General features: G+C 33.3%; 12 protein-coding genes. 5 read left to right on the forward strand and 7 right to left on the reverse strand.

The window, feature by feature from the left end; translation table 11 throughout:
- Both MVY38_RS04265 and MVY38_RS04270 read right to left on the reverse strand, forming a co-directional pair.
- A partial coding sequence (locus tag MVY38_RS04265) for an FAD-dependent oxidoreductase (RefSeq protein ID WP_297483897.1) occupies window positions 1-1,580 on the reverse strand: 1,580 nt, incomplete at its 3' end.
- Window positions 1,581-1,708: 128 nt separating this feature from the next.
- Entirely contained in the window at window positions 1,709-2,920 is a 1,212-nt protein-coding gene (locus MVY38_RS04270; protein WP_297483898.1) for a diguanylate cyclase, read from the reverse strand.
- An 83-nt stretch (window positions 2,921-3,003) separates the two neighbouring features.
- Between MVY38_RS04270 and MVY38_RS04275 the strand changes: the two genes are divergently transcribed.
- Window positions 3,004-3,822 carry a thiamine-phosphate kinase gene (locus MVY38_RS04275; protein WP_297483900.1) on the forward strand — a complete coding sequence of 273 codons (819 nt, stop codon included), beginning with the start codon at window positions 3,004-3,006 and terminating at the stop codon, window positions 3,820-3,822.
- Between the two features lie 17 nt (window positions 3,823-3,839).
- Window positions 3,840-4,913 (forward strand): tRNA pseudouridine(13) synthase TruD, encoded by a 1,074-nt coding sequence (truD, locus tag MVY38_RS04280; RefSeq protein ID WP_297483902.1) that lies wholly within the window; start codon window positions 3,840-3,842, stop codon window positions 4,911-4,913.
- 5 nt (window positions 4,914-4,918) lie between these two features.
- Here truD and MVY38_RS04285 read toward each other — a convergent pair whose 3' ends face one another.
- The 3 genes from MVY38_RS04285 to MVY38_RS04295 are packed head-to-tail and all read right to left on the reverse strand — an operon-like array spanning window position 4,919 to window position 8,187.
- The gene (locus MVY38_RS04285) at window positions 4,919-6,466 is read right to left on the reverse strand and encodes an HD domain-containing phosphohydrolase (RefSeq protein ID WP_297483904.1); all 1,548 of its coding nucleotides are present in this window, start codon (window positions 6,464-6,466) and stop codon (window positions 4,919-4,921) included.
- A gap of 3 nt (window positions 6,467-6,469) precedes the next feature.
- Window positions 6,470-7,900, reverse strand: coding sequence for a DUF3373 family protein (locus MVY38_RS04290; protein ID WP_297483906.1), 1,431 nt, complete (start codon window positions 7,898-7,900; stop codon window positions 6,470-6,472).
- A gap of 2 nt (window positions 7,901-7,902) precedes the next feature.
- Window positions 7,903-8,187 carry a hypothetical protein gene (locus MVY38_RS04295; RefSeq protein ID WP_297483908.1) on the reverse strand — a complete coding sequence of 95 codons (285 nt, stop codon included), beginning with the start codon at window positions 8,185-8,187 and terminating at the stop codon, window positions 7,903-7,905.
- Between the two features lie 133 nt (window positions 8,188-8,320).
- Between MVY38_RS04295 and MVY38_RS04300 the strand changes: the two genes are divergently transcribed.
- Window positions 8,321-9,145 carry a phosphatidylserine decarboxylase gene (locus tag MVY38_RS04300; RefSeq protein WP_297483910.1) on the forward strand — a complete coding sequence of 275 codons (825 nt, stop codon included), beginning with the start codon at window positions 8,321-8,323 and terminating at the stop codon, window positions 9,143-9,145.
- Window positions 9,146-9,168: 23 nt separating this feature from the next.
- On the opposite strand, the gene ychF is transcribed toward MVY38_RS04300, so the two are convergent.
- Complete coding sequence (gene ychF / locus MVY38_RS04305) at window positions 9,169-10,269, reverse strand: redox-regulated ATPase YchF (RefSeq protein WP_297483913.1); 1,101 nt, start codon at window positions 10,267-10,269, stop codon at window positions 9,169-9,171.
- A gap of 90 nt (window positions 10,270-10,359) precedes the next feature.
- On the opposite strand from ychF, the gene MVY38_RS04310 reads away from it, so the two are divergent.
- Complete coding sequence (locus tag MVY38_RS04310; protein WP_297483915.1) at window positions 10,360-10,683, forward strand: MTH1187 family thiamine-binding protein; 324 nt, start codon at window positions 10,360-10,362, stop codon at window positions 10,681-10,683.
- Between the two features lie 5 nt (window positions 10,684-10,688).
- On the opposite strand, the gene MVY38_RS04315 is transcribed toward MVY38_RS04310, so the two are convergent.
- Complete coding sequence (locus tag MVY38_RS04315) at window positions 10,689-11,348, reverse strand: TetR/AcrR family transcriptional regulator (RefSeq protein WP_297483917.1); 660 nt, start codon at window positions 11,346-11,348, stop codon at window positions 10,689-10,691.
- Window positions 11,349-11,443: 95 nt separating this feature from the next.
- Between MVY38_RS04315 and MVY38_RS04320 the strand changes: the two genes are divergently transcribed.
- A partial coding sequence (locus MVY38_RS04320) for an outer membrane lipoprotein-sorting protein (protein ID WP_297483918.1) occupies window positions 11,444-12,092 on the forward strand: 649 nt, incomplete at its 3' end.

Here is a 12,092-nt window from a genome sequence, read left to right on the forward strand (position 1 = left end):
TCTCTATAGTGAGCACCACGGCTCTCATTTCTAGCAATAGCACTATCAACAATAAAGAGTGAATAGTCAAGCATATGACCAAATTCAATAGCCTCTTGTAACTCTGTATTAAATACTTTTGATTTATCTTTTACTCGAACATTTTTAAATCTTACTCGAAGTTCTTTTATGGTGTCAATAGCAATTTGTAGTGTCTCTTTTGTTCTAAATGCACCTGCGTTTGCAGTCATACATTGTTGTAACTCTTCACGAAGAGCTGGAATGCTTTCATCTCCATTGTTATTAAGTAAAAAGTCAATTTCACTAAGTGCAGTTTGTGCATCTTCTTCATTTGCTGGGCGTAACTCAATACCATCAATATCTTTTACCATTGTCTTACCAACAAAACGACCAAAGAGAATTGCTTCAAGTACAGAGTTCGCACCTAAACGGTTTGCACCATGCACTGATACACATGAACATTCACCAGCAGCATAAAAACCTTCTATAAATTCACTGTTGTTTTTACGGGCATGACCATCAATGTCAACTGGAATACCACCCATAGAGTAGTGAGCTGTAGCAGAGATTAAGATAGGTTCTTCAATCATATCCAGACCTAAGAAAGTGATAGCAAGTTCACGAAGTTCAGGGAGTCTTGACATAATTAAATCTTTTCCAAGATGTGTTACATCTAAGAAAACAGCATCTTTTCTTGGACCTACACCACGACCTTCTCTGATTTCATTTAAAATAGCACGCGCAACAACATCACGAGAAGCTAGTTCAAGTGCGTTTGGTGCATATTTTTCCATAAAACGCTCACCTTTAGAGTTAAAAAGTCGTCCACCCTCACCACGAGCAGCTTCAGAAATTAAAACACCATTTCCAGAGAGACCTGATGGATGAAACTGTACAAACTCCATATCTTCTAAAGGAAGACCATGACGCGCTACTATACTTAAACCATCACCTGTATTTGCATGAGCATTTGAGTTGATTTTATATGCACGAGCATAACCACCAGTCGCAAACATGACACTCTTAGCATTGAAAATAGCCATTTGCATATCACGAATATTAAATGCGACTACACCTGAAACTTTTCCATCTTTGTAGATAATATCAGCAGCATACCACTCATCCCAAAACTTTACGCCTGCACGAAATGCTTGTTCGTAAACTGTTTGAAGAAGTGTTAGCCCTGTTCTGTCTTTTGCATAACATGCACGAGGAGATGACTGCCCACCAAATGGACGCTGTGCGATAGTACCGTCAGGTTTTCTGCTAAACGCAGCTCCCATTCTCTCGGCCCAACGAATTGTCTCTGGAGCATTTTTACACATAAATTCAACAGCATCTTGATCTGCTAAGTAGTCAGACCCTTTTACTGTATCAAATTCATGAAGCTCAACACTGTCTTCATCACTAAACGCGGCATTAATACCACCTTGCGCAGCACCTGAATGACTTCTAAGTGGATGTAATTTTGTAATTACAGCAACTTTTTTTCCTGCAGTTTGCAACTCTCTAGCTGCTGCACACCCCGCAAGACCTGCACCAACAACGATTGCATCGTAAGTATAAATAGGAATACTCATTAACTTTCCTTCAATTATAGAACTAAAATAATTTTGATTATATCGTGAATAGTCTTATATAAGATTAAATGTTAGGGATATTTAATGGAAGTTCGCGGGTGTTACAAATTGAGACATATATAAAAAACTTATATATCTCTTTGTGCTAAATCTCTTATCTGTAAAATTTTGTTTTTACCCATGCTTTTTGCATATTCAAGTATTTCAGTTGCTTGTTTGAGTGCTTCTTCTATGGAACTGTTGTTTGGTTTGATTACAAAAGCTCCTGTAACAGTTATTTGTGTAGGTCCATAATCAGGAATGTTGAATTTTAACTCTGAAATACTTTCTCGAATTAAATCAACCTCTTTAAATGCTTGCTCTTTTGTCGTTCGAGAGAGCACCAGTGTAAATTGATTATAGTCAGTTCTTGCAATAACATCAATAGGTTGCTCATGTAATGAGATTGTATAAGCAACTTTTTTTAGCATCGCTTGTGCTATTTCTTGAGTAAATACACGCTTAGATTTAGAGAAGTTGTCTATTTCTAAAATGCTTACTGAAGTGAAGTTACTGTCTTTTAGCGATTTTTTGTGAGAATAAGAGTGTAGAAGACCCTTGTAGTTATTGATACCTGTTACGGGATCAATCAGATGAGGATTATCTTGCATTTGATTTTTTCTATTCATTCTCAGTGCTATTGCATCTGCTTCTATTGAATAAATATTATAATCAGCTTTTGTTTTATCTAATTGAAAAAGGTAATTAATATCTTCATAGATGGAGTTGAGTGCTTTTCTATACCAGAATGTAGCAATAAAAATAAGAAAAAATGCAGCAGCAACTAAATATTTTATAAGTTCAAATTTTTCTTGATTGTATTTCATTGCTTTAAAGAGCATATTGTTTAACTGCTCGTTTAACGCTTTAAATGCACGAAGGTGTTCTTCTCTTGTAGCATCTTTTATTTTACTATTATCTTCTTGTATATAGTATTTATGCGTAACAGTGTTAAATTTTTGGATTAAAATATCAAGTTTATTTAAGTCTTGCATATATTCTGTACTATTTTGAAGAATTAGTTTTTCAAACATATTATATTTATAAAGCGTTCTTAACTTATCAACATTTTGTAGTAACTTTGTGCTTTGCGCATTAAATTGTATAAGTGCTAATTCCATATCTTTTTCATGGGACTCTACAAGTTTTTTTATAATTGTTTTATCATTGTTAAGCGTGTCCATTTTATCAAAAGAGAGTTTCTGCTCCAACACAAGCATAAGAGCTAAAAATGCAACAAAAAAAACAAAAAATAGATAAGTGCTTAAATTTTTAAAAATATTCTTAATAGAGTGCTTCATATATGATTTTCCTAATAATGTTATAATAACTTGTTATTCTATATCGACAGTAATTAATATCTGCTTAACAAAAAGAAGTTTATTTGAATTTAGAAAATTATTTTATATCACAATTTAACAGTAGACACATTGGTGATGATGGTGCATGTATAGACAATATGGTCTATTCTAAAGATGCCTTTTTTGAAAATGTGCACTTTAAACGCACTTGGATGAGTTGTTTTGAAATTGCAAAAAAAGCGATGCTTGTAAATATTTCAGATGCTATTGCCATGAATGCAACACCGAAATATGCACTCTTAAGTGTTGCCATGCCAAAAAATATGAGCAAAAAAGAGATGAGTGATTTAGCTGCCGGATTTCTATTCGTTGCAAAAAAATATAATATTGATATTATTGGTGGAGATACAATCAGTAATACGAAACTAGATATAAGTGTAACGATTATTTCAAGTGTAAAAAAGGTGCTTTTACGCTTGAAAGTACGAGAAAATTATCTACTTGCCTACACAGGAGAGCTTGGAAATTCCGCCAAAGAGTTAAAAAAATTGCTCAATGGTGGTAAAATTCATAAAAAGTCGAAATTTATAGACATAAATTTACGAGAGCAATTTATAGCAAATACAATACGCCATCTCAAGGCTGGTATGGACATCTCAGATGGTTTATATAGTGATTTAGATAAAATTACATCACTCAATAAAATAGGAATTAATTTTACGATAAATATCCCCAAAAGTGTAGGCTGTAGTGGGGAAGAGTATGAGATGCTTGTTGCGTTTGACAGACGAGATAAAAAGGCAGTTATTAGACGAGCTGCTCAAAGTAGAACAAAACTTACTATTTTTGCAAACGCAGCGCGTAAAAAGTATGTAAACAGATGTAAAGCACATCATTTTTAAAATTAGGAAAAAATATAATGGACAGATTTTATTCGCTTGGACATGCAAGCATTGATTTTCATTTTAGACAGACACCACGAGATTTTGTAGTAGAAGAGATACCTCTGTATGAATTTTCAGGGGAGGGCGAACATCTTATTCTTTTTGTGAGAAAAAAGAATCTCTCTACAAATGAGATGATAGGACAGATTGCAAGATATTTGGGTATAAAAAACAGAGAAATAGGTTACGCTGGTTTAAAAGATAAACACGCTATGACAAAGCAGTATATATCTCTGCATAAAAAGTATGAAGAGGCATTGGAAGGGTTTAATCATGAAGTCATAAAAATTATCTCAAAAACATACCATAACAATAAAATAAGAGTAGGGCATCTCAAAGGAAACCGTTTTTATATTAAACTTAAAAAGGTAAACCCTACAAGTGCAATAAAAATAGATGAAGCACTTAAAAATATTGATAAGCAGGGGATGCCAAACTTTTTTGGTTATCAGCGTTTTGGTAATGATGGAGACAATCATATACTTGGTGAAAAACTTGCTAAAGGCGAGGCTCGTGAGCGAAATCCACGGGTAAAAAAACTTCTTATAAATGCTTACCAATCGCATCTTTTTAATCTCTGGCTCTCTCGAAGATTAGAGATAAATTCTCTTGTAGCTAGTTTTGAAGTGGGTGAACTTGAAACGCTGTTAAACTTACCAAATAATGAACTTCAAAAAATGAAAAAGCAAAAACACTCTTTCAAGCTTATTGATGGCGACATTATGGAACATTATCCTCATGGAAGATTGTTTGAATTTGGTGGTGCAGAAGAGGATATAAAACGCTTTGATGAGCGTAATATTAGTGTAACAGGGCTTTTGTGTGGTAAAAAAGCAACGCATGCAAATGGAGTGGCATGGGTGATAGAAAAAGAGTATGATGATGAGATAAATGCAGATGGAGCAAGACGCTATGCGTGGATTTACCCGACAGATATAGAGGGGCGTTTTAATCAAGTTGAGGCACAGTATGAACTGAATTTTACACTTCCAAAAGGTTCATATGCGACTGTTTTACTTGAAGAGATAGCAAAGAAAAAGATAAATTAATACTTTTAAGTTTCTAATATATTTGGAACTTTCTCAAAGTTTTCTATATATTTAGATAAAGATGATTCATTATTGTTTGATTCAATATTTTCTTTAGCAGCTAAAAAATGCTCTAGATTATCCAGAAATAAATCTACAAGAAGTGGGTCAAATTGTTTTCCACGTTCTTCTTGGAAGAGTTGAAGTATTTTTGTTAATGGCCATGCTTTTTTATAAATTCTTTCACTTCCTAAAGCATCAAAAACATCAGCAATAGCAGTAATACGACCATAGATATGTATATCTTCTCCTTTAAGTCCTTGAGGATAGCCTTTGCCATCCCATCTTTCATGATGTTGATAAGCTAGAATTGCAGCAGCTTTTAAGATAGATTTTGTAGAATGTTTCAACATTTTGTAGCCAATTTTAGTATGATTTTTCATAATCTCAAATTCTTCATTTGTAAACTTTCCTGGTTTGTTTAAAATAGCATCAGGAATTCCTATTTTGCCTATATCATGCATTGGCGAGGCATTTTTTATTAAAATAGATTCCTCTAAAGAAAGTCCGTATAGTCGGGCTAAAATAAGGGAGTATTCGGCAACTCTTTGAACATGTTGTCCGGTCTCTTTTGAACGCTCTTCTGCAATTGCTCCCATCATAAAAACTATCTCTCGTTGTGTTGCTTCAACTTCATTATTGAGTTGAGTAATCTCTTTTAATCCCTCTTTCACTTTTTGTTTAATCTCTTTAGCCTGATCTCTCTCTTGAGCAATAATTTTTTCCCCTACATACATATTGTTGTCGATAATTTTTAAAATTTCAGCTATTTCATCATTTCCATCTATAGTAATATGACGTACGGTGTCTCTTTTTTGAGAGAGTAAATCAAAAAAGGAGAGTACCTCCTCTTTAAGCTGTTCCATCCTTTGTAAAATAGAATCGACAATTGATTTGTTTATATATAGTAAAAGAGCAGCGATTGAAAGGAGAAAAAGAAGCATTGCTATTCTTATATGAAACAGCTTTTGATGAAGTGCTTGGATTTTATTTTGTGAAATTTTTAAGATTTTTTTATCTAGTAGTTCTAACTCTGCAGATATTTTTTTACTTGCAGAGGAGAGCGCTAAGATTGAGTATAATCCATCTTCACTGCTGCTTTGAATATCGTTGCGTAATTCATCTGCAATAAGTCTGTAACCTATAACCCTTTGAGTAATATTATAAATAATTTTTTGTGCTAGTTTATCTGAGCGGAGATTTTTACTGTTTTTTAATTGATTTAAATCATTAGAGAGTTGTTTTTTGAGTAGATCATTCTGTTTTGTATAGCTCTTGTTCTCTTTGATTGCATTTTGAATTGTTATGTAATTCATATCATCCAAATGTTTCTGTACTCTATATGTTAATTGATGCATAAAAGTGATAGTTTTAGTATTTTCAGTTATTGTAGCAGTTACTTTTACACTGGCAATATAGACACCAAAAGCTAAAATGATAATGGAAATAATAGAGAAAATCGTCGTAATGTTTATTTTTACTGCAAGCTTTAGGCTATTTAATATTCGTTTCATCTGCTAAAAGTGTACGCTCATTTTTAAATAAATAGAATTCACTCTTTTTACAACATTTTGGGCATTTGTTAGAGAGTTATTGATTTTTTTACTTTCACCTACAAACCAACCACTACGTGTATATCTGTAGTCGATATTTACGTAACCAAGGCGAATATTTGAGTATCTGTTGATTACATACATCAAATATGCTTCATAAGCATCTCCTCGTGTTGCAAGCTTGTTGTAGGTATCAAAAGAGCCTTGTGTGAGATTTATCCAGTTTTTGCTTCCTTTGTTATATTCAAGACCAATTTTGTACTTTTGTCTTTCTCCAAATCCATAACGTGAACCAATCCAAAAAGAATCACCATCTTTTGACTTGGTATTGCCAGCATGAGTAAGTAAACCTCCATAATTCAAATAGCTATTACTGTTGGGTGTTGTATGAGAGTGCCCATAGTGTGCAAAAAGATCTAGATGAGTATTGTTTATATTTGAGAGTTCTAGCATCGCTCCATAGAGATCAACATTCCCTATGTTTTTATTTTGAGAACTATTTTTGTCGAGTGGATTTGCGACAATATCCATCATTTTTGAATAGCTTATTTGAATAAGGGAGTTTTGTATGTTTGGCAGGGATGTATCGAAAAAAAGACCTGCTATATTTGTATCTTTTATATTATTATTAGATGCACCTATAAAAGCATTAGTCACATTAGGAGTAGTTTCACTGTACCCAAAACCTTTTGCATACCCAAAACGCAAATAACTTTTAGGAAGCTTGATGAGTTTAGAAATATTAGCAGTGAATACAATACCATCAGCAGCTCCATCATATAATAGTGCTGAGTATGTTCCTTTTCGTTTTGTATTGTCTTTGAATTGAGTACTTGGTCCATCTGAGCTAGGTTGTCGTCCAATTGTCAAAGCCATAGGTAACAGAGAATCTTTAAAGAAAAACCAGTTAATATAAGCTCTTTCTACATAAAGACTACTGTCAGATGGGACACGTCCTTGCATGTTGTCATAATAAGTGTAAGGATGGATATAGCTACTTCCCCAGTATTTATACATTGAAAGTCTTCCATAAAAGTTCATGTTATCAGTTATGTTAGCTTTCATATTGAGCATTAGTTTATTGCTCCAAATATTATTGTTAAAAACTTTATGTCCATCTGCATAAGTTTTTGTAAAGTTATCAAGGTTGGTTTTAAAGTCAAGTCCAAAATTAATTTTGTTTTGAAGACCTTCTGCTTCAACCCTGTCTATGTTATCATATATATCATCAATACTTTTAGTATATTGTACTTTAGATTTTTTAAGGACTAATACCTCTTGTTTGAGTGTTTTTACCTCTTTCATTAAAGATTTTAAAAGAGCTGTATTGTCATTTTTTGTGTTTGCTGATAAAGAAAGTGTCATTACACAAAGGGTTAATAAAGTTTTTTTCAATTTTAAACTCCTGCTACTGTTGGTTGGTCCGAATCTATGGCATGATTAAGGAGGTACTTTTTGAGTTGAATCTTTTGTTCTGTATTTAATGTGTTAATTCTATATTTTTTAAGTTTTTGTTCAGATTTAAAAACTCTTTCCCACTGTATTATTGCTTTTGATGCAGGAATTAGATGTAGCCTTTTTGTAATTTGTTGTGGAGATAAAGATAAGTTGCTTGCATATATACCTGTAGTTATACTTAAAACATAAAGTGCAACTAACTTTGAAATTTTATTTTGAAACATTTGTACAACTTATAGTTTTTATTTGTTTTTTATTATATCGAAAAAATAATAAAATTTTTATAAATACATAAAATTGAAAGTTTAAGTAAAATGGGCTAAAATTACGATTATTATTTATACTCAAGGTTGCATTTTGAAAAGACGACATATAACATCAGCAATATCACAAACATTTGGAAAATTTGCTTCAAAAGAGTTTCCACATTGGTTTCAAAATATAGTAAACAGAAGCTATGTAGGACTTATGGGACTTGATATGAGTGAATTTCATTCGCCAGAGACTTATAAAAGCTTAAATGCTCTTTTTACAAGACACCTTAAAGAGCCAAGACATTACTCTTTAAACGCAGCGGACTTCATCTCTCCTTGCGATTCGCTTATATCTGAGTGTGGAACTTTAATAAGTGACTATGCTTTGCAAATAAAAGGAATGCGTTATAAAACAGATGAGTTTTTAGGTCAAAATTTCAGTGATGAAGAGAAAAAAAGTATTCATGATGGAGATTTTATAAACTTTTATCTCTCTCCAAAAGATTATCATCGTTACCATATTCCAACAAATATGAAAGTGTTGAAAGCCGTACATATTCCAGGAAAATTTTATCCTGTTAATGTTCCATCACTTAAAAAGCGTCTCAATCTTTTTATAGAAAATGAGAGGGTTGTACTTCAATGTGAAACCATGGAAGGTAAAACATTCTATATGGTTCTTGTGAGTGCTTTAAATGTTGGTGTTATGAAAGTGAGTTTTGAACCGCGTATTCAGACTGATGCAGATGTTGTTGGAGAACAAGTTTATGAATTTAAAGATTTGTATCTCGATAAAGGTGATGATTTTGGATGTTTTGAGATGGGTTCAACTATTGTTATTATTTCTGAAAAAGGGATGTTTGAAGATATAGTTGTAAAAGCAGGAGATAAAGTTAAGTTTGGAGAAACTGTAGCTACGCTAAAGTAAATTTACTTTAGCGTTTTAATACTTTAGACGTTAAATCTAAAGTGCATTACATCACCATCTTGAACAATGTACTCTTTTCCTTCAAGACGCATTTTTCCTGCCTCTTTTGCTTTTGCTTCTCCACCACATTCTATAAAATCTTCATACGCAATTACTTCTGCACGGATAAAACCTTTTTCAAAGTCATTATGAATTACTGCTGCTGCTTTTGGAGCTGTTGAACCTTTTCTGATTGTCCAAGAACGAACCTCTTTTACACCTGCTGTAAAGTAGCTCATAAGACCAAGTTTTTCAAAACCTTTATGGATGATTTGTTCAAGTCCTGACTCCTCAACACCTAGTTCATCTAAAAATTCTTTTGCTTCATCTTCTTCAAGACCAATAAGTTCTTCTTCAACTTTTGCACAGAGTTTAATAAGTTCGCAGTTGTTCTTTTGGGCGTGTTCTTTTAAAGCTTTTACATATTCGTTATCTTCTAAAAGACCATCTTCATCTGTATTTGCACCGTACATAATCTCTTTATCAGTTAAAAATCTTACTTCATTTACCAGCTGTCTATACTCATCTGTATCTGTTTTATCAAAGTTACGAGCAAGATTGCCATCACCTAAAAATTCCAGAAGTTCTTCTGCAAGTTCTAAAGTTGATTTTGCACTTTTATCTGCTTTTGCTTGTTTTTTAAGTCTCTCAATTCTATTTGCAAGCACTTCAATATCTGCTAAAATAAGCTCACCCTCGATGATTTCAACATCACGAAGTGGGTCTATACTTCCTTCATTATGTACAATGTTTTCATCTTCAAAACATCTTACAATCTGTAAAATAACTTCTGTTTCACGAATATTTGAGAGAAATTTATTTCCAAGGCCTTCACCTTGAGAAGCTCCTTTTACCAGACCTGCAATATCTACAAAATCTAAAGTAGAGTATTGTAATCTCTCTGGATTTACAATTTTTGCAAGTTCATGAAGTCGTTTGTCCGGAACCGGAACTACTGCCTTATTTGGTTCAATCGTACAAAATGGGTAGTTGGCCGCCTCTGCATTTTGTGCCTTTGTCAGCGCATTAAAAGTTGTTGATTTACCTACATTTGGAAGTCCTACTAAGCCTATTGCTAATCCCATTTTATACCTTTAAATAATTTTTTCGCCATTATATCTAAGTAAAGTTAAACTTAGGCGTGATACAATACAATTAAAAAGAGAAGGATAGTAATGAGTGTACTTTTGGAGTTTGCAATGTTTCCAACGAGTGATAACTGTAGAGAGGGTTCATCTGTTTCAAAACAGGTAGCAAAAATAATTGATGCCATAGATAAGAGCGGGGTGAAGTATCAGCTTACACCAATGGGAACAGTTGTTGAAACTGATACAATGCAAGAGGCACTCGATGTCATCGCTCTTGCGTATGAGCAGGTAAAAGATTGCGAAAGGGTTTATTCATCGCTCAAGTTTGACATACGCTATAACTCTGAAGATAGATTGAAAAATAAGATAAAATCAGTTGAAGATAAGCTACAAAGAGAAGTCAATAAATAACTACTTTAGTTTTTCGGTTGCAGAAGTTTTTTAAGTACCGGAACAGTTGAAATGATTTTTACTTTATTTGCCATCAGTCCGGTCAAAAGTGTTTCAAATAGGGTATCGTACATATCTTCATACACATTTTCCACATCCATAAAACCATCAATGATGAGTGAAGATATGCCGTGCATTGTCGCCCAGATAACTATGGCTTGCTTATAGCTCTCTTCTTTTTTTAAAACACCTTGTTTCTGTCCATCTTCTACTGTCTTTTGTAGCGCTGCAAAACCGCTGCAATCCTCATCTTTTATGCTAAGTATCTCTTCTCGTATGTGGGCGTATTTTTTTCCAAATAAAAGTCTGTAAAGATTTGGATTTTTTCTTGCAAATTCAACATAGAGCTTCCCTGTCAAATAAAACTTGTCAACCAATGCTTTGCTATTATCTTTTAAGTTGGGTGTAGTTTCTACATCGAACTTATCAAATCCTCTCTCTATAATGGTCTCAATAAGCGCATCTTTATTTTTAAAATGTTTATAGATGGCAGAGCGAGAAGTTCCTGTAGCATCTGAAAGCACTTTGAGCGTGAGCTTTTCTACATCTTCTTTTGCTATAAAATCCATAGCGATGGTAATGAACTCTTCTTTAAGGTTTCCATGATGGTAGTCGTGTTTAATCATAATGCAATTCTATCATAACTTTTAAAGTGAACAGTGTTTACATTTAAGTTTTCTTATGTTAACATTGTTCACTTTAAACTTTTAAGGGGAAAATTATGAAAAAAAGTATTGCATTTTTATGTTTGTCTGTTGCACTATTGGCTCAAAGTGGCGAAGAAGTTGCAAAACGAGCGTATGAAAAGATATCAGGCTATCAAAGCAGTATTTCACAAACTACGATGGTTTTAAAAAATGCCGAGGGAGATGAAAACATACGCAAACTTGCAATGAAAAAGCTTGAGGGAGAGGATGGGGACAGATCTTTACTTATATTTCTCTATCCTAACGATTTAAAAGATACAAAGCTTTTGAGTTATGAAGTGATTGGCGGAGATGATAAACAGTGGCTCTACCTTCCGGCACTCAAACGAGTAAAACGCATCAGCTCACGCAATAAGTCGGGCTCTTTTATGGCAAGTGAATTCTCTTATGAAGATATATCTTCGCAAAATTATAAAAACTACACTTACCCGCAAGATGCAACAGTAGTTACAAAAGACGGTGTGCAATATTTTAAAGTGCTGCGTTTACCAAAAGACAAACACAGTGGGTATTCAAAGCAAATAATTTATATTGACACAAAGGAGAATTTAGCTCGTTTTGGTGAGTATTTTGACAAGCAGGGCAGGTTGTTAAAAAAGATATTCTTTTCAGATTATGTTTTACTTGATGGTGTTTACAGGGTGCATAAAATTGTTATTCAAA

Source organism: Sulfurimonas sp. (genome assembly GCF_027056685.1).
GTDB lineage: Bacteria > Campylobacterota > Campylobacteria > Campylobacterales > Sulfurimonadaceae > Sulfurimonas.

Bases quoted from the DNA above. Each gene is read 5' to 3' on its own strand.
- MVY38_RS04270 (WP_297483898.1), bottom strand. From the start codon at position 2,920: ATGAAGCACTCTATTAAGAATATTTTTAAAAATTTAAGCACTTATCTA.
- truD (WP_297483902.1), top strand. From the start codon at position 3,840: ATGGACAGATTTTATTCGCTTGGACATGCAAGCATTGATTTTCATTTT.
- MVY38_RS04285 (WP_297483904.1), bottom strand. From the start codon at position 6,466: ATGAAACGAATATTAAATAGCCTAAAGCTTGCAGTAAAAATAAACATT.
- MVY38_RS04295 (WP_297483908.1), bottom strand. From the start codon at position 8,187: ATGTTTCAAAATAAAATTTCAAAGTTAGTTGCACTTTATGTTTTAAGT.
- ychF (WP_297483913.1), bottom strand. From the start codon at position 10,269: ATGGGATTAGCAATAGGCTTAGTAGGACTTCCAAATGTAGGTAAATCA.
- MVY38_RS04310 (WP_297483915.1), top strand. From the start codon at position 10,360: ATGAGTGTACTTTTGGAGTTTGCAATGTTTCCAACGAGTGATAACTGT.
- MVY38_RS04315 (WP_297483917.1), bottom strand. From the start codon at position 11,348: ATGATTAAACACGACTACCATCATGGAAACCTTAAAGAAGAGTTCATT.